The organism is Mycobacterium scrofulaceum (genome assembly GCF_001667885.1).
In the GTDB taxonomy this organism is placed as follows: Bacteria; Actinomycetota; Actinomycetes; order Mycobacteriales; family Mycobacteriaceae; genus Mycobacterium; species Mycobacterium scrofulaceum_C.
This window is the reverse complement of record NZ_LZJW01000087.1, coordinates 144,082-165,168: the sequence shown is the minus strand read 5'-3', so window position 1 is coordinate 165,168 and position 21,087 is coordinate 144,082. Positions and strand designations below refer to the sequence as shown.

Below are 21,087 nucleotides of genomic sequence, written 5' to 3'. Positions count from 1 at the left end.
CGAAGGGCCCGAGCGGCCTGGAGGTGCTGGCCTCGGAAACCGACCCGGCCGTCTCGGAGGCGTTCAGCGCCGAGGACTACACCCGCGTCCTGGACGTGCTGGAGCGGTTCTACGGCCTGGTGCTCACCGACTGCGGCCCGGGGTTGCTGCACTCGGTGATGTCCTCGGTGCTCGAGAAGGCCGACGTTCTGGTCGTGGTGAGCTCGGGATCCATCGACGGGGCGCGCAGCGCGTCGGCGACGCTGGACTGGCTGGACGCGCACGGCCACGAGGAGATGGTGCGCAACTCGATCGCGGTGATCAACGGGGTGCGGTCGCGCACGGGCAAGGTCGACATGAACAAGGTGGTCGACCACTTCGCCCGCCGCTGCCGCGCGGTCCAGGTGGTGCCGTTCGACCCGCACCTCGAAGAGGGCGCCGAGATCGAGCTGGATCGGCTGAAGCGGTCGACGCGCGAGGCGCTCACCGAGCTGGCGGCCATCGTCGCCGACGGGTTTCCGGGGGATCAGCGCAACCCCGGGATCGCGTAACGCCTCAGCGGGGGTTGTTGTCCCCGTGGCCTAACCGCCGCAAGAACTCCGGATCGTCGTCGGGCCCGATCACGCGCGTCTTCGGCCGGTGGATTTGCGACCGCGCCGTACGCCAGCCAACGTAGATCAGCGTCCCCAAAATCAGGACGAGCAGCAGGTAGAGCACTCAACACCTCCTCGGACGAATATACCCGCGCCGTAGGCTCTCCCTGTGCCAGAAGGAGCCAGCGACAACAGCCCCGGGGACCGCGCGGACGAGGGCCGGGCGCCGGGCGCCGGCCGCCGGGTGATGATCGACGTCTCGCTCTACGCGGCGGCGCGGCTGCTGCTGGCGGTGGCGCTCGCCGCCGCCATCTACGGGGTGGCGCGCCTGATGGGGGTCAGCCAGTTCCCGATCGTGGTCGCCGCGTTGTTCGCGCTGATCATCGCGATGCCCCTGGGCATCTGGCTGTTCGGCCCGCTGCGCCGCCGCGCCACCGCATCGCTGGCGACGGCCGGCGAGCGCCGGCGCCGGGAGCGCGAACAATTGCGGGCCCGGCTGCACGGCGACCCGGCCCCCGACGAGCCCGCCACCGATCAGTAGTTGGGCATCCGCACGACCTGCGCGGCATAGCTGAGGCCCGCGCCGTAACCGATCAGGAGGGCCAGATCGCCCGGCTTGGCCGCCCCGGTCGCCAGCAGCTCGGCCATCGCCAGGGGGATGGAAGCCGCCGACGTGTTGCCGGTGTGCTCGATGTCGTTGGCGACGACCGCGTCCGGCCGCAGCTCCAGGCTCTTGGCCAGGACCTCGTTGATGCGGCTGTTGGCCTGATGGGGCACGAACACGTCGATCTCGTCGGGCCGCACACCCGCCGCGTCCATCGCCTGCCGGCCGACCTTGCCCATCTCGAACGCCGCCCACCGGAACACCGCGCTGCCCTCCAGCCGCAGGAACGGGCGGGGCCCGGTGGGGGCGTCCATGTAGTCGATCCAGTCGATGTCCTGCCGGATCGCCAGCGCCTGTTCGCCGTCGCTGCCCCAGACGGTCGGGCCGATGCCCTGGTCGGGCGTCTCGCCCACCACCACGCCCGCCGCGCCGTCCGCGAAGATGAAGCAGTTGGTGCGGTCCTGCATGTCCACCGTGGGGGACAGCTTCTCCGAACCGAGGACCAACACCGTGGCGGCGGTCCCGCCGCGGATCATGTCGGCCGCGACGCCCAGCGCGTAGCCGAAGCCGGCGCACCCGGCCGAGACGTCGAACGCGGGCACGCCCGTGGCACCCAAGGCGGCGGCGACGGCCGGGGCGCACGCCGGGGTCTGCAGGAAATGCGTGCTGGTCGCGACGATCACGCAGTCGATGTCGGAGGGGGTCAGCCCCGCGGTCGCGATCGCCTGCCGCCCGGCCTCGGTGGCCATCGATGCCGCGGATTCGTCGCGGGCCGCGAATCGGCGGGTTTTGATCCCGGTCCGGGAGAAGATCCACTCATCGGACGATTCGATGTTCTCGCATATCTCGTCGTTGGTGACGATCCGTTCGGGGCGATAGGCCCCGACGCTGAGCAATCCGATGTTTCTCGGTCCACTGGTCGCGGCGATCTGCTTCACTGCTGTCCCCGATCGGTGTTGTCCATGAACGGCCGTTGATCGCGGGCCGACCACCCATTGTTATCCGATCCATCGCCGGCGCTGGGCAGTACCGACACATCCGGGAAGTCAGCGGGCCAGCGCCAGGGCCGCCGCCACCGCGATCGCCCAGGCCACCATGGCCAGACCGGTGTCGCGCAGCACGGGAATCAGCTCCGGTCCGCCGCGCCCCGACCGCACCGGGCCCACCGCGCGCAGCGCCAGCGGCGTGGCCACGAATCCCACGGCGCACCACGGCGTCGCGGCCAACAGCACCAGAGTCAACACCCCGGCGGTCGCCAGCAGCGCCTGGTACAGGGTGCGGGTGCGGGCATCACCCAGCCGCACCGCCAGCGTGATCTTGCTCGATTGCGCGTCGGTCGGAATGTCTCGCAGGTTGTTGGCCACCAGCACCGACGACGACAGCGCCCCGATCGCCACCGCCAGCGTCAGCCCCACCCAGTCCACCCGCAGCGCCTGGGTGTACTCGGTGCCGAGCACGGCCACCAGCCCGAAGAAGACGAACACCGCGACCTCGCCGAAACCCGCGTAGCCGTAGGGTTTCGAGCCACCCGTGTACAGCCACGCGCCGGCGATGCACACCGCGCCGACGGCGATCAGCCACGGCGCGCTGACGAGCGCCAGGGCCACACCGGCGACCGCCCCGACCGTCAGGCTCGCCACCGCGGCGGCGAGCACCGCCCGCGGGGTGGCCAGCCGCGAGCCCACCAGGCGCATCGGGCCGGCCCGCTCGTCGTCGGTGCCGCGAACGCCGTCGGAGTAGTCGTTGGCGTAGTTGACCCCGACGGTCAGCGCGACCGCGACGGCCAGCGCCAGCAGCGCCTTCCACCACACCGCGGACCCCAGCCACGCCGCCGCGCCGGTGCCCGCGACCACCGGCGCCACCGCGTTGGGCAGCGTCCGCGGCCGCGCACCGGAGATCCACTGCCCGAAATTGGCCACGATGACATCCTGCCAGCACCCCATCCGGCGCCCTGCCCCCACGATCGGGTGCGGGCCATGCACCACAATGGTCGGATGCTCGGAGTCATCGGCGGCAGCGGCTTTTACACGTTTTTCGAGTCCGACACCCGCGCCGTCGACGTCGACACCCCGTACGGTCCGCCGAGCGCGCCGGTCACCGTCGGCGCCGTCGGGGGCCACGAGGTCGCGTTTCTGCCCCGGCACGGGACCAGCCACCAGTTCTCGGCGCACACCGTGCCGTACCGGGCCAACATGTGGGCCTTGCGCAAGCTCGGGGTGCGACGGGTCTTCGCGCCCTGCGCCGTCGGCAGCCTCGACCCCGCAAACGGTGCGGGCGCCGTCGTGGTGCCCGATCAGCTGGTCGATCGCACCAGCGGCCGCCCCGACACCTACTTCGATTCCGGCGGCATCCATGTCGACTTCGCCGACCCGTACTGCCCCAGCTTGCGCGCCGCGGTGACCGGCCTGCCGGGCGTGGTCGACGGCGGCACCATGGTGGTGATCCAGGGGCCGCGGTTTTCCACGCGGGCGGAAAGCCGGTGGTTCGCCTCGGCGGGCTTCTCGCTGGTGAACATGACGGGCTACCCGGAGGCGGTGCTGGCCCGGGAACTCGAAATGTGTTACGCCACAATTGCTTTGGTCACCGATCTGGATGCCGGGGTGTCGGCCGGTGAGGGTGTGACCGCCGTCGAGGTGTTCGCCGAATTCGAGAAGAACATCGGGGGATTCAAAAACCTGGTGCGCGAGGCGATCGGCCGGGTGGCCGGCGAGCGCAACTGCACGCACTGCCTGCCGCACACCGGGGTCACGCTGCCGGTCGAGCTGCCATGAGGGTGTTGCTCACCGGTGCGGCCGGTTTCATCGGTTCGCGGGTGGACGCGGCGCTGCGGGCGGCCGGCCACGACGTGATCGGCGTCGACGCGTTGCTGCCCGCGGCGCACGGCCCGAATCCCGTGCTGCCGCAAGGCTGTCACCGCGTCGACGTCCGCGACGCCGACGCGTTGGCGCCCCTGCTGGACGGGGTGGACCTGGTTTGTCATCAGGCGGCGATGGTCGGTGCGGGCGTGGACGCCGCCGATGCCCCCGCCTACGGCGGCCACAACGATTTCGCCACCACGGTGCTGCTGGCGCGGATGTTCGCCGCCGGGGTGCGCCGCCTGGTGCTGGCCTCGTCGATGGTGGTGTACGGGCAGGGCCGGTACCACTGCGGGCGGCACGGGGACGTCGACCCGCTGCCGCGGCGGCGCGAGGACCTCGACGCCGGGGTCTTCGAACACCGCTGCCCGATCGGGGGCGAGGAGCTGGCTTGGCGCCTCGTCGACGAGGACGCCGCGCTGCGGCCGCGCAGCCTGTACGCCGCCAGTAAGACGGCGCAGGAGCACTACGCATTGGCGTGGGCGGAGTCGACGGGCGGGTCGGTGGTGGCGCTGCGCTACCACAACGTCTACGGTCCCGGCATGCCGCGCGACACCCCCTATTCCGGGGTGGCGGCCATCTTCCGGTCGTCACTCGAAAAGGGCCAGCCGCCAAGGGTTTTCGAGGATGGCGGTCAGATGCGCGATTTCGTCCACGTCGACGACGTGGCCGCGGCCAACGTGGCGGCCACCCGGCACACGGACGGGTTCACCGCGGTCAACGTCTGTTCGGGGCGGCCGGTCTCGATCCTCGAGGTGGCGGGCGCGCTGTGCGATGCGCGCGGCGGATCGCTGGCACCGGTGATCACCGGCCAATACCGCAGCGGCGACGTGCGCCACATCGTCGCGGACCCCACCCGGGCGGCCGAGGTGCTGGGTTTCCGGGCGCGCATCGACCCGGCCGAGGGGCTGCGGGAGTTCGCGTTCGCCCCGCTGCGCTGAGCGTTCTACCCCTGTGGCGGCCGGTAGATCTTGGGTTTCTGCAGGGGAATCTGGCGCGTCGCGGAATCGTCGCCCCGAAAGATCCGGGGGCCGGTGCTGATCCGGGTGGTCGCCGCGGCCGACGGCGCGGTGGCGCGGCCCACCGGGACGCGCGGCCTCGGTCCGGCGGGAGCGCCGCCCGCCGGGGCGGCGGCCTTGCGGGCGGCACGGCGGCGGCGCAGGCGCCGGCCGCGCAGCTGCCCGGTGACGATCGCGGCTCCCAGGATGCAGAGCGCGAGGCCGCACAGGGCCACGTCGAAGGTGCTGGTGATCTGCTGGGCGAGGTTGTTGCCGTAGACCGGGTGCTGCGCCGGGGACGTCGGGGAGTCCGCGAACCGCGGTGCCAGCACCACGCCCACCACCACGCGCGCGACGCTCAGCGTGGCGACCAGCCCGCACAGCGACGAGATCAGCCGGGGGGAGCGGGCGGCGTCGGCCAGGTTGATACGCAGCCAGATCGCGAGAAGTGCGGTGGCCAGATCGAAACCGGCCAGCACCACGCTGTCGTAACGCGAGAAGGGGTAGTTCAGGCTCACGGAGACGAAGAGGTCGGTCATCCGCATCACCATCGACCCCAGGGCCCATACGGCGATGAGCAGCAAGCCGTTTCGGGCCGCCACCCGCCAGGCGCTCTCCTCGGCCCCGGTGGTGTTCCGGTGGCCGAACAGGGTGCGCGGCGCGAACACGGCCGCGGCCGCCGCCCACGCCAGGTAGCCCTCGAACCCGACCCCGGCGGTCGACGTGTTCTGCGCGATGCCGTGGAACGCGTCGATGTCGCGCCCCAGCGGCAGGATCCACACCAGGGTCCCGGCGACCAGCGTCGAGACTCCGAGCGCGACGGTGGCCAGCCGGGCTGACCTGGTGCTGCGGAGCAACCACCTGGCCGCCACCAGCACGGCCACCAGCGCCACCACGCCGTACACCACCGCCGTCACGATGACCGCGACGTTCTGTTTGCCGAATTCGGCTGCGCCGGCGGGGCTTTGCAGCGCGTAGCGCACCCGCCAGTACAGGTTGACGCCGAAGCTGAGCACCGCCAACACCATCGACGCGTAGCCGATGAAGCGGGCGGACCGCAGCCAGCCGGTGTGCTCGTCGCCCTCGGGAACCGGTCCCGAACGGGCGCCCACGCTCAGCGCTTGCGCGCTCAGCAGGCAGCCGGCGATGCCCACCCACGCCCCGGGCCCCACGCCGCCCGGCACGGTCACGGTGCCACCGAAGCGGACCGTCTCGAACACGTCGAACCCGACGAAGGCCAGCACCAGCAACACGTAGGGGATGTTGAGCGCCAGGCGCAGCCGGCCCGCCGTGGCCGGGTTGAACCGCGCTCCGGACGTCCGCCAGGAACCGGCCACCGCGACGGCGGCGAGGGACAGCACGGTCACCGCCAGCAACACGGCGAACAGGATCGGTTTGCTGCCGGGAATCCCCACGCCGAAGTACAGATTCCACGGCAGCAGCAGGGCGACGGCGAGCAGGGCGACGGCGGTCAGGTCGCTGACCAGGTGCCGGCGCCGCGTCGGATCAGGCGGTGTCGCCGGAGCGCTCGGGGCCGGGCGGACGATGCGGGTGGTCTCCTGCGCCTGTCCTCGAATGGGGCCGGTAGGCGCGTCGTCACTGCTCTGGCTCACCATGCCCCCCGCAAATCAAGGACGCGCAATATTCTTCGTTCGGACGCCGTGGCAGATTCCCTGGCGACCGTCCTGTCGTTCGAGAAGCTGGTTACGCTGCGCTATAGGCAAAGCTTGTCGCCCGAATAACGGATACTGCCAACGGTATCGCAAGTGTAATGATGCCGGGACATTGCTGGTCGTGGGGTGGCCAGCCGAAGGAGAACCGGGATGGACGTCGTGTTGGGGGTCGCGGTGACGGGCCCCGTCGCGCGCTTGGCGCTTGTCGGGCCGGGCGCCGACGTGATCGACCAGTCCGTCGTCGACCTGGAGGACAACCCGGTCGGCAAACTCACCGAGACGGTCGCCGGCACCAATCGCATTCTGGTGGAAGAGAACCACCGGCTGGTCGGCACCCGGGTGTGCTGGGGCGACGAGACGCTGGCGGGCCAGCTGCGGCAGGCGCTGGAAGGCTCCGGCGTCCCGAACGTCGCGGTGCTTTCCGAGTCACAGGCAGTGACCGCCCTGATGCGCGCGGCCGGTCGCCCCGGCGCCGCGCTGGTGATGGACGACGCGACGGCGACGCTGTCGGTGCCGGGTGCGGCCGATGACCAGGACGCGCCGCCGACCGTGCTGGCCCGGGAGGCCCTGGCCGGCGGCGACGCCACCGCCATGTTCAACACGATGATGGCCCAACTCAGCGCCCGGCCGGACGCCCCGGGCGAGGTGTACCTGGTGGGCGCTTCTCCCGAGCTGACCCAGGTCGCCGAGCAGTTCCGCGATGCGTCGACCATGCGGGTGCAGGTCGACGACGACCCGTCGTTCGCGCTCGCCCGGGGCGCGGCGATGGCCGCGGCCGCGCAGGCGGGATTGTCGGCCGGGGACGCGACGGCGATGGCTCCGGCGGTGGGGCTCACCGGCGACGAGACCGCGATGGCGCCGGCCGCGGGCCCCACCGGGGACGAGACGACGGTCGTGCCGCCGCCGGCCGCGGAGGAGCCGCAGCTGGCGTACTCGATGACCGAGGACGCCGAGCCGTTCGCGGGCGACGAGTACGACCCCGAATACGACGGATACGACGACTTCGACCAAACCGAGGCCATCCCCTCGCGGCTGAGCCGCCGGTCCCTGGTGGTCGGCAACGCCGTGATCGCCTTCGCGGTCATCGGTTTCGCGTCGCTGGCCGCCGCGGTGGCCATCGCGGTGCGTCCCACAGCGAGCCAACAGCCGGTGGTCGGCCACCAGAACGCCGCCCCAGGCAAATTCATGCCGTTGCTGCCGACGCAGCAGCAGGCGCCGGTGCCCCCGCCCCCGCCCGATCAACCCAACGCCGGTTTCCAGGGCGGCGTCATTCCGGACGCCAACGGTCTGCTCCCGGCCCAGGGCACAGCGCCCGGTGTCGGCGGGCCGGCCGCGCCGGCCGCGCCGGTGTCGCCCGGCACGCCCGGCTTCGTGCCCAACCCCGATCCGGGTGTGCCACTGCCGATCCCGGTCATCGTGCCGATCCCGATATATCCGCCGCCCCCGTACAACCCGCCGACGACCACAACACCGACCACGACCACGACCACCACGACGACGACCACGACCAGCACGACACCGACGACCGCGACACCCAGCACCACCACCACGACCACCACCGAGCCGACAACGACGACGCCGACGACCACGACGTCGCCGCACGTGATCACGACCACGACTCCGCCGACGAGCACCAAGGAGCCGTTCACGTCGACGCAACCCCCGACCACCGCGGCGCCGCCGAGCACCCACGAGAGCACGGCGGCACCGCCGCCGCACACACAGACCCAGCAGCCGCAAACCCAGCAGCCGCAGACGCTTGTCCCGCAGCAGCCGCACAGCCGTCACGGGTTCTGACCCGCCCATGCCCGACGCCGTCACGGTGGTGCTGCCCTGCCTGAACGAGGAGGAGTCGCTGCCGGCCGTGCTGGCGGCCATCCCCGCCGGGTATCGGGCCTTGGTGGTCGACAACAACAGCACCGACGACACGGCCGCGGTCGCGCGTCGGCACGGCGCCGAGGTCGTCGCCGAGCCGCGCGCCGGGTACGGCTCGGCGGTGCACGCGGGCGTGGAGGCCGCGACCACCCCGATCGTGGCGGTCATCGACGCCGACGGCTCGATGGACGCCGGTGACCTGCCCCGGCTGGTAGCCGCGCTCGAGCAGGGCGCCGACCTGGTGATCGGCCGGCGCCGGCCGGTCGCGGGTCTGCACTGGCCGTGGGTTGCCCGGGTCGGCACCGTGGTGATGAGCTGGCGGCTGCGCACCCGCCACGGATTGCCGGTGCACGACATCGCGCCGATGCGGGTGGCGCGGCGCGAGGCGCTGCTGAACCTCGGCGTCACCGACCGGCGATCGGGCTACCCGCTGGAGCTCTTGGTGCGCGCGGCGGCCGCCGGTTGGCGCGTGGTGGAGCTGGACGTCAGCTATGGTCCCCGCACCGGCGGCAAGTCGAAGGTCAGCGGTTCGCTGCGGGGCAGCGTCACCGCGATCCTGGACTTCTGGAAGGTGATCTCGTGACACTGCCGGTGACGCTGCTGGTGGTCGCCAAGGCGCCGGAGCCGGGCCGGGCCAAGACCCGGCTCGCGGCGACGGTGGGGGACCTGGTGGCCGCCGAGATCGCCGCGGCCGCGCTGCTGGACACCCTGGACGCGGTGGCCGCCGCCCCGGCGGCGAATCGGGTGGTGGCCATGACCGGCGATGTGGACGCCGCGGCCAACGCCGCCGAGATCCGGCAACGGCTGCAGACCTTCACGGTGATTCCCCAGCGCGGTGACGACTTCGCCGACCGGCTGGCCAACGCCCACGCCGACGCTGCCGACGGCTACCCGGTGGTGCAGATCGGGATGGACACCCCGCAGGTGACCGCCGACATGTTGACCGACTGCGCAAGCCGGCTGCGGGAGGCGGCGGCCGTGCTGGGCCCGGCCGTTGACGGCGGCTGGTGGGTGCTCGGTTTACGCAGCCCGGCGGCGGCCGAATGCCTGCGCACCGTGCCGATGTCGCAGCCGGACACCGGATTGCTGACGTACCGGGCGTTGCACGACATGGGAATTGAGCCCTACGCGGCGCCGCTGCTCGCCGACTTCGACTTCGCCGACGACGTCGCCGCCGTGCGGGCGGCCTGCCACCCGTCCAGCCGCTTCGCGGAGGTCACCCGCGCGGCGGGCCTGTAAGAACCGCGCCCGGTCACCAATTCGTGACGATGAGGGTGTTCAGCAGCACGGCCCCGGCGGCGTTGACCGCCAGCCACACCCGGTGTGACCGGACTTCCAGCAGCGCGGGCGCCGCCGTGAGCCAGACGGTGAAGGGCAGCCAGATCCGCTCCACCTCCGCCTTGCTCAGCATGCTCAGATCCGCGCACGCGATGGCGGCCAGCACGCCCAGCAGCAGCAGGTGAAACCCGGAGCGGCGACGGATGGCCGCCGCGTCGAACACCCGGCTGACACCGGCGACGCTGCCCAACCCGATCGCACAGACGACGGACGCCAGGTTGGCCCAGCCCCAGTACGGAAACGGGCGGTCCTTGGCGATGCCCTGCCAATAGCGTTGCTGCACAAGGTTGTAGCCGTCGAACCAGTAGAACCCCGCCACCGCGAAGGTGGACGCCACGGCCACGGCCGCCAGCGTCGCCGGGCCGAGCGCGCGCAGCGCTGCGCGCCAGTCGGCGGCCGAGGCCAGCACCGCCAGCGCTGGCAGGCCCATCAACATCAGGCCGTAGTTGCAGAACACGCCCCAGCCCAGCAGCAGCCCCGCTGCGGCGGCCACCCAGGCGGGGAAGCGGACCGGCCGGTGCACGGCCACGGCCAGCAGTGCGATGCCCCACGCCGCCACCCCGGCGAAGTAGCCGTCGGCGGACACCGCGACCCAGATCGCCGTCGGCGCCACCGCCACGAACGGCGCTGCGCGCCGCGCGGTCTGCTCGTCGGCCAGCGCGCGGACGGCGATGAGCACCGCGGCCGCCGCGCTGGAGCCGGCCAGCAGGCACAGCAGCCCCGCCCAGGCGCCCCCGTGCAGGCCGATCCGGTCCAGCCAGACGAACGTCAGCAGCGCTCCGGGCGGATGCCCGGAGACGTGGGTGGTCCAGGAGTTCGGTTGGTAGTCGACGATCCGGCTCGCGAACGTGCGCAGCGTGGCAGGGATGTCGGTGATACCGGGCACCTGCGACAGGTACTCGTCGCGGGTGGTCAGCCGGCCGGCGAAGCCGCGCTGCCAGCCGTCGATCATCGCCAGCGCGAAGGCCCACCCGCACGCGGTGGCCCACGTGCCCAGCGTCAGGAAGCGCCACGAAAGGCGTTGCGCCACAAGCGGTCCCCACGCCACCGCGGCGACCGCGATGGCGATGGCCGGCCCGGTGCCCCAGCTGGCGTGGATTTCCCAGGCGCCGAAGATCGGTGCGGCCCCGGTGTGCGTGCCGAACCGTTCCTGGCCGACGTCCGTGCGCGGGCGCACGCCCCAGTGCAGCCGGGGCAGCACGAACGCCGCGCCCACCAGCACCGCGCCGACCGCGACGGCCACCGACTCCCGACGTGCCACCCTCACGGTCGACCAGCCTATTGATCGGCCGAACCGGCGAACCGGCGCACCAACGCCGCCCGGTCGACCTTGCCGATGCCGCGCCGCGGCAGCGCGTCGACGACGTGCAGCTCGCGCGGCGCGGCGGTGGCGTCCAGGGCCGCCGCCACGTGCGCGCGCAGCACCTCCAACGGCGGCACCGGGTGGCCGTCGGCCACCACGATCGCGGCGACCACCCGCTGGCCCAGCCGGTCGTCGGGCAGGCCGAACACCGCGCAGTCCCCGACGGCGGGATGGGTGCCCAGCGCGGCCTCGACCAGTTGCGGCAGCACGGTCAACCCGCCGGTGCTGATCGCGTCGTCGGCGCGGCCCAGCACGGTCAGCACGCCCGCCTCGTCGACGGCGCCGAGGTCGTCGGTGCGGAACCAGCCCGGCTCGGCGAACGGGTCGGGTTCGACCGGGTTGCGGTAGCCCTTGGCCAGCGTCGCGCCGCCGAGGACGACGCGCCCGTCGGACGCCACCCGGACCAGGACGCCGCGCAGCGGCACGCCGTCATAGACGCAGCCGCCCGCCGTCTCGCTCATCCCGTAGGTGCGGACCACGGCGACGCCGGCCGCCGCGGCGGCGTCGAGCACGCCCTGCGGGGCCGGGCCGCCGCCGAGCAACACGGCGTCCAGTTCGGCGAGCGCGGCGGCGGCCGCCGGGTCGGTCAGCGCCTTGGCCAGCTGCGTGGCCACCAGCGACGTGTACCGCCGGCCCGGCCCCAATCGCCTTATCGCGCCGGGCAATTCGGTGACATCGAAGCCGGTGGCGACGTCCAGCTCGACGGGGCGCGAGCCGGCGAGCGCACTGCGCACCAGCACCTGCAGCCCGGCGATGTGATGGGGCGGCAGCGCCAGCAGCCAGCTGCCCGGACCGCCCAGGCGGTCGTGGGTGGCCGTCGCGCTGGCCGTCAGCGCGGCCGCGGTGAGCAGCGCCCCCTTGGGGGGGCCCGTGGTCCCCGAGGTCGTCACGACCAGGGCCACGTCGTCGTCGATGGTTTCACCGACCCGCAGCCCCGCCGCCAGCGCATCCGAGTCGGGCGCGAGGGCGACCAGAGCGGGGTCGCGCCCGTCCAGCACGCGTTCGAGGGCGGGTAACAGCGACGAGACGGCCGAGCCCGGCGGGACGGTGAGCGCGCGCAGTAGGGCTATGCGGGGTCCTCGACCTCGTCCGCGTCGTCGAACGGCCAGCCCTGGGCCGCCAGCCGCACCCGTACCCGCTCGACGTCGTCGGGCGAGGGCAGGTTGTCGGTGATCTGCGTGATCAGGACGCCGATGTCGACGTCGTCGAACTCGCCCCGGCTGATCAACTCGCAGGCGACGGCCTTGACCTCGTCGTTGGACAGCCGGCGGGCCAGCAGCGCGAGCACCGGGAAGGTGTCCGTCGGCGGCACGCCTTCGGGGTATCCCGCGCGCAGCCACGAGACGATCGAATTGAGAAATCCGTTCACGCTGTTCCAGCTCCCCCCGGTGTCCGGCTCGGTGACGCGGTGGGCATCACTCGATGCTACTTGGGCTTGGCTCCGAGGAAGGCGGTGCCGGTGTGGTGGGCGATGAAGTCCCGGGAGATGTACGCCAGGGCGAACGCGATGACCACGATCACCAGCGCATAGATCAGCCAGGCGAGCGCCAGTAGTGCCGGATTCTTCTGCGGTGAGCCGCCCTCGGTGCCGACCTGTCCGGCGCCGACCGCGTGGAACCGCAGCCCCAGGGCGAACAGCCCCGGCAAGGCGGCACCGGCCAGCATGGAGAAGATCAGGATCTTGAGGGAGGCCTGGTAGTTGAACCAGTCGCTGAAGTGACTCATCAAGCGTTCGCCTTCATCGTGGGGTCGTCGGAGTCGTACCGGCGAGAGGTGCCGCTGCCGTTCGTCGGGTGAACGTCAGTTGGCGGGTGGTGGTGGGCATCCTCGGCTTCGAGCCCGGCGGTCAGGTCGCCCTTCCATTCGGCGTTGACGTTCTTGTGGTCGACCTTGACCTTGCGCGACCGGATGTAGATGGTGGCGGAGACCGCGACCAGCATCGCGAAGCCGACGATAGCGCCGGGGTAGCCGCCGATGTAGTGCACGATCCAGTAGGTGACCGCGCCGACCAACCCGGCCAGCGGCAGCGTCACCAGCCAGGCGACGCCCATGCGGCCGGCGACGCCCCAGCGGACTTCGCCGCCGGGCTTGCCGAGCCCGCTGCCCAGCACCGAGCCGGTGCAGACCTGGGTGGTCGACAGCGCGTAGCCGAAGTGGGTGGACAGCAAAATCACCGCGGCCGAGGACGATTCGGCCGCCATGCCCTGCGGCGAGTTGATCTCGACCAGCCCCTTGCCCAGGGTGCGGATGATGCGCCAGCCCCCCAGGTAGGTGCCCGCCGCCATCGACACCGCGCAGGCCCCGATGACCCACAGCGGCGGCGCAGCGGTGCTCTTGCTGATCGACCCATAGGACATCAGGGCCAGGAAGATGACGCCCATCGTCTTCTGGGCGTCGCCGGTGCCGTGCGCCAGCGAGACCAGCGACGCCGAGCCCCACTGGCCGTACCGGAAGCCGGCCTCGGTGCGGCTGCTGTCGAGGCCCCGGGTGACCCGGTAGACCAGCCAGGTCGCGATGGCTCCGACCGCGATGGCCAGGATCGCGGCGACGACGGCGGGGATGAGCACGTGGGACACCAGGCCCTTCCAGATAACGCCGTGCCCGCCGACGGCCGCGATCGTGGCGCCGACGATGCCGCCGATCAGGGCGTGCGAGGAGCTCGAAGGGATGCCGAGGAGCCAGGTCAACAGGTTCCACACGATGCCGCCGACCAGGCCGGCGAAGACCAGCTCCAGCGTGACGATGTGCCCGTCGATCAAGCCCTTGGCGATCGTGGCGGCGACGGCGGTGGACATGAACGCGCCCACGAGATTGAGCACCGCGGACAGCGCGACGGCCGCCTTGGGCTTGAGCGCGCCGCTGGCGATGGAGGTCGCCATCGCGTTGCCGGTGTCGTGGAAGCCGTTCGTGAAATCGAAAGCCAGTGCCGTGATTACGACAATGATCAGAAGGAACAATTGGATGTTCACAGCGCCCGATTCTGGTGGTAGGGGGATTCCATTGTCGAATGCAGCGAGACCTGAATCGCGGGTGTATTTTGAGTCGTCGCCAGATGTTACCTCTCAGTTAACCGGAATTTCCCTGGCGTTCACCCCGGGTGTCGCGCCGAAGCGGGTGGTCGGGCGGGATCTGAACGAAGATCAGCGTGATTCCGTCCGGGTCGGTCACGTGCATTTCGTATAGGCCCCAGGGCTCTTGACGCGCCTCGCGGGCAATCGCCACGCCCCGGCTCCGCAACTCGGACTGGGTCGCCTCGATGTCGCGCACCTGGAGCCACAGGGCGCCGGGGAAGGGGCCCCGGGAGTGGTCCGGGGAGCCGTAGCCGGCCAGCTCCAGCAACGACTGCCCGGCGAAAAAGACTGTGCCCGCTCCGTATTCGCGGGCGATGGCTAATCCGATCTGGTCCCGGTAGAAGGCCAACGATTGCTCATAGTCCGCCGGCCGGAACAACATCCGGCTGGCCAGGATCTCCATGGTGTCGTGTCTATCACACGAGCCGCGCTCAGCTACTCCTCCGCGCGGTTGGGCTGGATGCTTTGCCGTTGCATGATCGCGTTGACCAAGCGGGGACCGAAGGTGTCCAGGGCCTTGGCGGCGATCGCCATCCGCGGCGCGATCCGCACCGGCCGGGTGCGGGCCGCCGTCAGCATCCATTCGGCGGCCTCCTCCGACGTGAGCGCCGGCATGCCCTCGTACGCCTTAGTGGGCGCGATCATCGGGGTCGCCACCAACGGGTAGTACAGCGTCGTCGAATGCACGCCCCGGTGGCCCCATTCGGTCTCCACGACGCGGCTGACCCCCGACAGCGCCGCCTTCGACGCGTTGTAGACCCCGAACAGCGGCGACGCCTCCGACAGCACCCCCCACGTGGAGACGTTGATGACGTGACCGTCGCCGCGCTCGAGCATTCCCGGCGCCAGCCCGCGGATAAGCCGCAGCGGCGCGTAGTAGTTGAGCGCGATGGTCCGCTCGACGTCGTGCCAGCGCTGAAGCGACTCGGCCAGCGGCCGCCGGATGGACCGGCCGGCGTTGTTGATCAGGATGTCCACCCCACCGAGGCGCTTCTCGACGTCGGCGACCAGCGCGTCGACGGCGTCCAGGTCGGAGATGTCGCACGGCAGGGCGAGCGCGCTGCCGCCCGCCGCGGTGATGCGTTGCGCGAGCGCGTCGAGCAGGTCCTCACGCCGGGCGACGACGGCCACCGTCGCGCCCTCGCGGGCCAGCAGCTCGGCCGCGGCCTCGCCGATGCCCGAGGACGCCCCGGTCAGCAGGATGCGCTTGCCGTCGAGGTCGACCGGCTTGATGGCGGGCCGGTTGACCAGCACCTGCGGGGCCATCGGCGGCCGCATGGTGGCCAGCACCAGCTGGTCGGTCAATCGGCGAAGGGGGCTCTTGCTCACGGGGGGAGTCTAGGGGCGGCCCCGGATCCCACGAGCGTCACGCCAGCGTGACGCCAGGCGCAAGGCGCTCAGAAGTAGCGGGGGAACCGGCTCCAGTCCGGCGGCCGCTTCTCCAGGAAGGCGTCGCGACCCTCGACGGCCTCGTCGGTCATGTACGCCAGCCGGGTGGCCTCGCCGGCGAACAGCTGCTGACCCACCAGCCCGTCGTCGAGCAGGTTGAAGGCGAACTTGAGCATCCGTTGCGCCTGGGGCGATTTGGCGTTGATCTCGGCCGCCCACTCGATCCCCGCCCGTTCCAGGTCGGCGTGGTCGATGACCGCGTTGACCGCGCCCATGTGGTGCATCTGCTCGGCGGTGTACGGGCGGCCGAGGAAGAAGATCTCGCGGGCGAACTTCTGGCCCACCTGACGCGCCAGGTACGCGCTGCCGTAGCCGCCGTCGAAGCTGCCGACGTCGGCGTCGGTCTGCTTGAACCGGGCGTGCTCGCGGCTGGCCAGGGTGAGGTCGCACACCACGTGCAGGCTGTGCCCGCCGCCGGCCGCCCACCCGTTGACCAGGCAGATGACCACCTTGGGCATGAACCGGATCAGCCGCTGCACCTCGAGGATGTGCAGCCGCCCGGCGCGGGCGGGGTCCACGGTGTCCGCCGTGTCGCCGCTCGCGTACTGGTAGCCGGAGCGCCCGCGGATGCGCTGATCGCCGCCCGAGCAGAACGCCCAGCCGCCGTCCCTGGGCGACGGCCCGTTGCCGGTCAGCAACACCACCCCGACGTCGGGCGACATCCGCGCGTGGTCGAGCACCCGGTACAGCTCGTCGACGGTGTGCGGGCGGAACGCGTTGCGCACCTCGGGGCGGTCGAACGCCACCCGGACCGTCGCGTCGCTGACGTGGCGGTGGTAGGTGATGTCGGTCAGGCCGTCGAAACCGTCCACGGGCCGCCAGGCCTGTGCGTCAAATGGGTTGTCAGTCAATGTTTTCGAACTCCTAAGCCGGGTCCAGGCGGAACACTGCGCAGCGGCCGGCCAGGGCCTCGAACTCCTCTGGGCGGCCCTCGGTCACCAGCCCCGCCCGCTTCATGAAGCCGACGCCCGTCGGCACCTCGGTGGGGAAGAGCCGCAGGATCGGCCGCGCGTCCTCGGGCGGCAGCTCCGCCATCCGCACCTTCTGGACGTGCCGGCCGCGCGCGATCGTCGCCTCACCGGCGGCCCGCGCGTTGGCCACCCAGTCCGCGCCCGGGAACCCCGCGACGACGTACTGCCGGCCGTCGACGGTCATGGGGGTCACCGGGGTCGAGCGCGGCGCGCCGGACTTGCGGCCGGCCACCGTCAGCACGACGGGGCTCTCGCCGCCGAAACTCATTCCCAGCCGCGACATCTGGATGAAGACCTTGTTGGCCGGCTTCAGCCACCACGGGGGCTTGATCGGTTTGCCGCTTCCCATACCCAGCGACGTTACCTCTGGAACGACTCCACGCTGTGGGGCTGGGGCTCGGTTGTGCCGATGGCGTCCAGCCGTTCCAGCGCGTCGGGATCCAGGGTGACGTCGCCCGCGCCGAGGTTTTCCTCGAGATGCCCGACGGATCGCGTGCCCGGGATCAGCAGCGTGTTCGGCGCGTGCGCCAGCAGCCACGCCAGGCCGACCTGGGCGCCGGTGACGCCGAGCCGGCCGGCGATCTCGGCCACCACCGGATGGTCGGCGACCTTGGGAAAGCCCGGCAGCGACGAGCCCAGCGGGAAGTAGGGCACCCACGCGATGCCCTGGTCCGCGCAGAGTTGCAGGGCGGCTTCCTGCGAGCGGTCGAGCAGGCTGTAGGAGTTCTGCACGCAAACGATGCCCGCCGGCAGCGCCCGCCGCACCACGTCGGCCGGCACGGCGCTGATGCCGATCGCACCGATCTTGCCCTCGTCGCGCAACGCGATCATCTCGGCAAGCTGGTCGTCGACGTCGACGTTCTGATCGCCCTCGGCGGCCACGCCGGGCCCGAGGTCCATGCGCCGCAGGTTGACCACGGGGACGCAGTCCAGGCCGAGCTGACGCAGGTCGTCCTCGACGGCGGCGCGCAGCTCGGCGGGCTTTTGCGCCGCCGCCAGCGGTATCGGCGCCTCGCCGGTGAAGCGCGCCCCGACCTTGCTGACGATGACGAGGTCGTCGGCGTAGGGGAACAGCGCCGCCCGGATCCGGCGGTTCACCTCACCGGGGCCGTAGAACGAGGCCGTGTCGATGTGGTTGACGCCGAGCTCGACCGCGCGGCGCAGCACCGCGGCCGCGTCCTCGACGGATGGGGCGTCGAACAGTTGCATCGCGCCGTAGCCGATGCGGGCGACGGTCGACCCGCCGATGCTGCCGGGTCCGCCGGGCCGTGGTGTGTTCGTCATGGTGCTCCCTCGTGTCACACTGGAGAAAATGCGGAGGATCCTCCGCTTATTGGAGCGTAGCAGAAACGGAGGTGCCTCCGCTTGGCTGAGGTCCGATCAGACGCGCGCCGGAATCGCGAGCGACTGCTCGACGTGGCGACGGCGGCGTTCGCCGCCGCCGACGGGCGATCGGTGTCGCTGGAGGCCATCGCGCGCGAGGCGGGCGTCGGGATCGGCACGCTGTACCGCCATTTCCCCAATCGGGAGGCGCTCGTCGAGGCGATCTACCGCGCCGAGCTCGCCGAGGTGGCCGCGGCCGCCGAACGGCTGCTCAAGCGGCATCGGCCCGAGGCGGCGCTGCGCCGCTGGATGGACCGCTACGCGTCATTCGTGGCCGCCAAGCGTGGCATGGCCGAGTCGCTGCAGGCGATCTTCGCCTCCGGAGCGATGCAGGCCGGCCAGACCCGCGAGAGCATCGTCGGCGCCGTCGACCTGCTGTTGCGGGCAGGCGCCGCGGACGGCAGCCTGCGCCCCGACGTGCAGGCCGACGACGTGGTGTCCAGCCTGATCGGCATCTTCCTGGCCAGCGGCTCGCCCGAGCAGACCGGCCGCATGCTCGACCTGCTGGTGGCCGGCATCGCCGCGCCCCGAACGTGAAACTGGTTTCACGCTCGACCTCGAGCGTGAAGTTAACTTCACACTCGGCGACACAAACTCAGCCGACCGCGCGGCCCGCGCCCTCCCAGAACCGCGCGCGCACGGCCTTCTTGTCGGGCTTGCCCAGCGCCGTCACCGGCACGGAGTCGACGACGATCACCTGCTTGGGTGACTGCACCGAACCCTTGCGTTCCTTGACGGCGGACTGGATCTCCACGGTCACGCGCGCCACCGACTCCTCGTCGGAGGGATGGTCGGGCCGCAGCACGATCACCGCGGTGACGGCCTCGCCCCACTTCTCGTCCGGCGTGCCGATCACGCACACCTGCGCGACGGCCGGGTGCTCGGCGACGACGTCCTCGACCTCGCGCGGGAACACGTTGAACCCGCCGGTGACGATCATGTCCTTGACCCGGTCGACGATGAACCAGAAGCCGTCCTCGTCCTCGCGGGCCATGTCACCGGTGTGCAGCCAGCCGTCCTTGAACGTCTTCGCGGTCTCCTCGGGCAGGTTCCAATAGCCGCCGCTCAAAAGCGGCCCGGACACGCAGATTTCGCCCACCTCGCCCTGGGGCACCGGCTTTCCGTCGGCGTCCAGCAGCGCCGTGCGGGCGAACAGGGTGGGCCGCCCGCAGGAGGTGAGCCGCTTTTCGTCATGGTCCTTCTTGGCCAGATACGAGATCACCATCGGGGCTTCGGACTGCCCGTAGTACTGGGCGAAGATCGGCCCGAAGCGGCGGATGGCCTCGGCCAGCCGCACCGGGTTCATTGCCGATGCGCCGTAATAGACCGTCTCCAGCGAGGACAGGTCGCGGGTGTGCGAATCGGGGTGGTCCATCAGCGCGTAGATCATCGACGGCACCAACATGGTCGCGGTGATCTTCTGCTCCTCGATCACCCGCAGCACCTCGGCCGGGTCGAACTTGGTCAGCACCACCAGCTCGCCGCCCTTGATGATCGTCGGCACGAAGAACGCCGCCCCGGCATGCGACAGCGGGGTGCACATCAGAAATCGCGGGTTCTCCGGCCACTCCCACTCCGCCAGCTGGATCGTGGTCATCGTGGTGATCGACTGCGCGGTGCCCAGCACACCCTTGGGCTTGCCGGTGGTGCCGCCGGTGTAGGCCATGCCGCCGATGTGATCGGGCGGAAGCTCGGCCGCCACCAACGGCTTCGGCGGATACTTCGCGGCCTCGGCCACTAGGTCCACCGCGGAATCGCCGAGCGCCTCGGGGACCGGGCCGATGGTGAGCACCTGCTTGAGCCCGGGGACCTTCTCCAGCAGGCCCAGCGCCCGCTCGACGAACATCGGGTTGGGGTCGATGATCAGCGACGTCACGCCGGCGTCGTTCAGCACGTAGGCGTGGTCGTCCAGGGAGCCCAGCGGGTGCAGCGCCACGCGCCGGTAGCCCTGGGTCTGGCCGGCGCCGATGATCATCAGCACCTCGGGCCGGTTCAGCGACAGCAGCCCGACGGTCGCGCCGGTGCCCGCACCCAGCGCCTCGAACGCCTGGATGTACTGGCTGATGCGCTCGGCGAGCTGTCCACCGGTCAGCGTGGTGTCGCCGAGATGCAGCACCGGCTTGTTCTTGTTGCGCTTGAGCGCACCGACGGTCAGGTGTCCGGAATGAATGGGATGGCGCAGCAACTCGTCACTCATGGCCCAAGACTAGAACGTGTTGCAGTTTTAGTCAGCCACCCCCTCGAAAGAGACGCCTAGGGGTCGGGCTGGGCGAGTATGCGCTGCCACCGTTGTCGCCCCCTCGGCGTGAGGCCGACGTCGCGGGTGTCGGGCCACTCCTCGATTTCCGTGATTGTCTGTTCGCACCATGCGATGACATTTCGGTAGAACTCGGCGATGAACGTCGCCTCGGGTTCCACGAGGTGAAGCCGTTCCGGAAAAGGTCCACCCGTGTGCAGGAGCTCTTCGATGAGCGCCTTGCCCTTGGCATGCATCTCGCGCGCCTCGCGCGCGGTGGCTTCGAGTGACTCGCGCAGGTCGTGCTTGGTTGCCTGGTCTCCGAGAAACAGCCGGAGGAATCCCTCGGCTTCGATCACCGGCACGGCGGGCCGGGTGCCGAACCAGTCCTCAAGTGCCGCACGGCCTTCCGGGGTGATGGTGTACCGAGTGCGTTGACGGCGACGGCCCTCGACTGTCTCGGCGTTGGCGTGACCGCGCTCGACGAGCCGCTTGAGCTCCGCGTACAGGTGAGCCTCCGACCGCGGCCAAAAGAAGTGCACGCCGCGTTTGATCTGGGCGACGATCTCGTACGCCGTCCACGATCTGATGCCGAGCAGACCGAGAAGCGCGAAAGATGTCGTGGTGGGGTTCGAGGCCATCCCTTGACAATACTCAATCCTGGAGTAATTTAACTCCAAACTGGAGTATGGAGGGCAG

At 71.0% G+C, this 21,087-nt stretch carries 24 protein-coding genes; 8 read left to right on the top strand and 16 right to left on the bottom strand.

Annotated elements, in window-relative coordinates; all coding sequences use genetic code 11:
* The coding region (locus A5681_RS13735; protein ID WP_197498598.1) for a MinD/ParA family ATP-binding protein at positions 1-530 on the top strand (530 nt) is incomplete at its 5' end.
* Positions 531-534: 4 nt separating this feature from the next.
* Here A5681_RS13735 and A5681_RS27125 read toward each other — a convergent pair.
* Positions 535-696, bottom strand: a complete 162-nt coding sequence (locus A5681_RS27125; RefSeq protein WP_156737970.1) for a hypothetical protein — start codon at positions 694-696, stop codon at positions 535-537.
* Positions 697-819: 123 nt separating this feature from the next.
* Between A5681_RS27125 and A5681_RS13730 the strand changes: the two genes are divergently transcribed.
* Positions 820-1,113, top strand: a complete 294-nt coding sequence (locus A5681_RS13730) for a DUF4229 domain-containing protein (protein ID WP_067275296.1) — start codon at positions 820-822, stop codon at positions 1,111-1,113.
* Here the strand turns inward: A5681_RS13730 and fabH are convergent.
* Both fabH and A5681_RS13720 read right to left on the bottom strand, forming a co-directional pair.
* Positions 1,107-2,114 (bottom strand): beta-ketoacyl-ACP synthase III, encoded by a 1,008-nt coding sequence (gene fabH, locus A5681_RS13725; protein ID WP_067275246.1) that lies wholly within the window; start codon positions 2,112-2,114, stop codon positions 1,107-1,109. The genes A5681_RS13730 and fabH overlap by 7 nt on opposite strands.
* 108 nt (positions 2,115-2,222) lie before the next feature.
* Positions 2,223-3,095, bottom strand: a complete 873-nt coding sequence (locus tag A5681_RS13720; RefSeq protein WP_067275293.1) for a 1,4-dihydroxy-2-naphthoate polyprenyltransferase — start codon at positions 3,093-3,095, stop codon at positions 2,223-2,225.
* Between the two features lie 75 nt (positions 3,096-3,170).
* Between A5681_RS13720 and A5681_RS13715 the strand changes: the two genes are divergently transcribed.
* Both A5681_RS13715 and A5681_RS13710 read left to right on the top strand, forming a co-directional pair.
* Positions 3,171-3,947, top strand: a complete 777-nt coding sequence (locus A5681_RS13715; protein WP_067275243.1) for an S-methyl-5'-thioadenosine phosphorylase — start codon at positions 3,171-3,173, stop codon at positions 3,945-3,947.
* Positions 3,944-4,972 carry an NAD-dependent epimerase/dehydratase family protein gene (locus tag A5681_RS13710; protein ID WP_067275241.1) on the top strand — a complete coding sequence of 343 codons (1,029 nt, stop codon included), beginning with the start codon at positions 3,944-3,946 and terminating at the stop codon, positions 4,970-4,972. The genes A5681_RS13715 and A5681_RS13710 overlap by 4 nt, the downstream gene beginning before the upstream one ends.
* Before the next feature lie 5 nt (positions 4,973-4,977).
* Here A5681_RS13710 and A5681_RS13705 read toward each other — a convergent pair whose 3' ends face one another.
* Positions 4,978-6,645: a hypothetical protein gene (locus tag A5681_RS13705; RefSeq protein ID WP_067275239.1), complete on the bottom strand. Its 1,668-nt coding sequence runs from the start codon at positions 6,643-6,645 to the stop codon at positions 4,978-4,980.
* 207 nt (positions 6,646-6,852) lie between these two features.
* Here A5681_RS13705 and A5681_RS27120 point away from each other — a divergent pair, with 207 nt between their 5' ends.
* Genes A5681_RS27120 through A5681_RS13690 form a run of 3 tightly spaced genes read left to right on the top strand, consistent with a single transcriptional unit; the run spans position 6,853 to position 9,816 of the window.
* Positions 6,853-8,499 (top strand): hypothetical protein, encoded by a 1,647-nt coding sequence (locus A5681_RS27120; RefSeq protein ID WP_067275237.1) that lies wholly within the window; start codon positions 6,853-6,855, stop codon positions 8,497-8,499.
* 7 nt (positions 8,500-8,506) lie between these two features.
* Positions 8,507-9,160, top strand: a complete 654-nt coding sequence (locus tag A5681_RS13695) for a glycosyltransferase family 2 protein (RefSeq protein WP_067275235.1) — start codon at positions 8,507-8,509, stop codon at positions 9,158-9,160.
* Positions 9,157-9,816, top strand: a complete 660-nt coding sequence (locus A5681_RS13690) for a TIGR04282 family arsenosugar biosynthesis glycosyltransferase (RefSeq protein ID WP_067275232.1) — start codon at positions 9,157-9,159, stop codon at positions 9,814-9,816. Before A5681_RS13695 ends, A5681_RS13690 begins: the two co-directional genes overlap by 4 nt.
* Before the next feature lie 13 nt (positions 9,817-9,829).
* On the opposite strand, the gene A5681_RS13685 is transcribed toward A5681_RS13690, so the two are convergent.
* From A5681_RS13685 to A5681_RS13640, 10 genes are all read right to left on the bottom strand, one after another.
* Positions 9,830-11,182 (bottom strand): hypothetical protein, encoded by a 1,353-nt coding sequence (locus tag A5681_RS13685; protein ID WP_067275230.1) that lies wholly within the window; start codon positions 11,180-11,182, stop codon positions 9,830-9,832.
* 11 nt (positions 11,183-11,193) lie between these two features.
* On the bottom strand, positions 11,194-12,297 hold the full coding sequence (gene menE, locus A5681_RS13680; RefSeq protein WP_419866324.1) for an o-succinylbenzoate--CoA ligase: 1,104 nt from the start codon (positions 12,295-12,297) through the stop codon (positions 11,194-11,196).
* A 47-nt stretch (positions 12,298-12,344) separates the two neighbouring features.
* Positions 12,345-12,647, bottom strand: a complete 303-nt coding sequence (locus A5681_RS13675) for a DUF3349 domain-containing protein (protein ID WP_067275226.1) — start codon at positions 12,645-12,647, stop codon at positions 12,345-12,347.
* A gap of 56 nt (positions 12,648-12,703) precedes the next feature.
* Positions 12,704-13,003, bottom strand: a complete 300-nt coding sequence (locus tag A5681_RS13670; protein WP_067275223.1) for a hypothetical protein — start codon at positions 13,001-13,003, stop codon at positions 12,704-12,706.
* Positions 13,003-14,247: an inorganic phosphate transporter gene (locus tag A5681_RS13665; RefSeq protein WP_067275221.1), complete on the bottom strand. Its 1,245-nt coding sequence runs from the start codon at positions 14,245-14,247 to the stop codon at positions 13,003-13,005. The genes A5681_RS13670 and A5681_RS13665 overlap by 1 nt, the downstream gene beginning before the upstream one ends.
* 97 nt (positions 14,248-14,344) lie before the next feature.
* On the bottom strand, positions 14,345-14,752 hold the full coding sequence (locus A5681_RS13660; RefSeq protein ID WP_067275219.1) for a VOC family protein: 408 nt from the start codon (positions 14,750-14,752) through the stop codon (positions 14,345-14,347).
* A 32-nt stretch (positions 14,753-14,784) separates the two neighbouring features.
* Positions 14,785-15,678, bottom strand: coding sequence for an SDR family oxidoreductase (locus A5681_RS13655; protein WP_067275216.1), 894 nt, complete (start codon positions 15,676-15,678; stop codon positions 14,785-14,787).
* A 68-nt stretch (positions 15,679-15,746) separates the two neighbouring features.
* Positions 15,747-16,649: a 1,4-dihydroxy-2-naphthoyl-CoA synthase gene (locus tag A5681_RS13650; RefSeq protein WP_067275213.1), complete on the bottom strand. Its 903-nt coding sequence runs from the start codon at positions 16,647-16,649 to the stop codon at positions 15,747-15,749.
* A 13-nt stretch (positions 16,650-16,662) separates the two neighbouring features.
* Positions 16,663-17,118 carry a nitroreductase family deazaflavin-dependent oxidoreductase gene (locus A5681_RS13645; protein WP_067275201.1) on the bottom strand — a complete coding sequence of 152 codons (456 nt, stop codon included), beginning with the start codon at positions 17,116-17,118 and terminating at the stop codon, positions 16,663-16,665.
* Positions 17,119-17,129: 11 nt separating this feature from the next.
* A complete protein-coding gene (locus A5681_RS13640; protein WP_067275193.1) occupies positions 17,130-18,053 on the bottom strand; it encodes an aldo/keto reductase in 924 nt (307 codons plus the stop codon).
* An 81-nt stretch (positions 18,054-18,134) separates the two neighbouring features.
* On the opposite strand from A5681_RS13640, the gene A5681_RS13635 reads away from it, so the two are divergent.
* Complete coding sequence (locus A5681_RS13635; protein ID WP_067275191.1) at positions 18,135-18,689, top strand: TetR/AcrR family transcriptional regulator; 555 nt, start codon at positions 18,135-18,137, stop codon at positions 18,687-18,689.
* A 58-nt stretch (positions 18,690-18,747) separates the two neighbouring features.
* On the opposite strand, the gene fadD8 is transcribed toward A5681_RS13635, so the two are convergent.
* Positions 18,748-20,349 (bottom strand): fatty-acid--CoA ligase FadD8, encoded by a 1,602-nt coding sequence (gene fadD8 / locus A5681_RS13630; RefSeq protein WP_067275186.1) that lies wholly within the window; start codon positions 20,347-20,349, stop codon positions 18,748-18,750.
* Positions 20,350-20,405: 56 nt separating this feature from the next.
* The gene (locus tag A5681_RS13625) at positions 20,406-21,029 is read right to left on the bottom strand and encodes a PadR family transcriptional regulator (RefSeq protein ID WP_067275185.1); all 624 of its coding nucleotides are present in this window, start codon (positions 21,027-21,029) and stop codon (positions 20,406-20,408) included.
* Positions 21,030-21,087 lie beyond the last annotated feature (58 nt).

What these genes read in the sequence shown, in the direction of transcription:
- A5681_RS13715 (WP_067275243.1), top strand. Translation starts at nt 3,171, where the DNA reads ATGCTCGGAGTCATCGGCGGCAGCGGCTTTTACACGTTTTTCGAGTCC.
- fadD8 (WP_067275186.1), bottom strand. Translation starts at nt 20,349, where the DNA reads ATGAGTGACGAGTTGCTGCGCCATCCCATTCATTCCGGACACCTGACC.
- A5681_RS13670 (WP_067275223.1), bottom strand. Translation starts at nt 13,003, where the DNA reads ATGAGTCACTTCAGCGACTGGTTCAACTACCAGGCCTCCCTCAAGATC.
- A5681_RS13695 (WP_067275235.1), top strand. Translation starts at nt 8,507, where the DNA reads ATGCCCGACGCCGTCACGGTGGTGCTGCCCTGCCTGAACGAGGAGGAG.
- A5681_RS13645 (WP_067275201.1), bottom strand. Translation starts at nt 17,118, where the DNA reads ATGGGAAGCGGCAAACCGATCAAGCCCCCGTGGTGGCTGAAGCCGGCC.
- A5681_RS13705 (WP_067275239.1), bottom strand. Translation starts at nt 6,645, where the DNA reads ATGGTGAGCCAGAGCAGTGACGACGCGCCTACCGGCCCCATTCGAGGA.
- A5681_RS13640 (WP_067275193.1), bottom strand. Translation starts at nt 18,053, where the DNA reads ATGACGAACACACCACGGCCCGGCGGACCCGGCAGCATCGGCGGGTCG.
- A5681_RS13660 (WP_067275219.1), bottom strand. Translation starts at nt 14,752, where the DNA reads ATGGAGATCCTGGCCAGCCGGATGTTGTTCCGGCCGGCGGACTATGAG.
- A5681_RS13625 (WP_067275185.1), bottom strand. Translation starts at nt 21,029, where the DNA reads ATGGCCTCGAACCCCACCACGACATCTTTCGCGCTTCTCGGTCTGCTC.
- A5681_RS27120 (WP_067275237.1), top strand. Translation starts at nt 6,853, where the DNA reads ATGGACGTCGTGTTGGGGGTCGCGGTGACGGGCCCCGTCGCGCGCTTG.
- A5681_RS13710 (WP_067275241.1), top strand. Translation starts at nt 3,944, where the DNA reads ATGAGGGTGTTGCTCACCGGTGCGGCCGGTTTCATCGGTTCGCGGGTG.
- A5681_RS13730 (WP_067275296.1), top strand. Translation starts at nt 820, where the DNA reads ATGATCGACGTCTCGCTCTACGCGGCGGCGCGGCTGCTGCTGGCGGTG.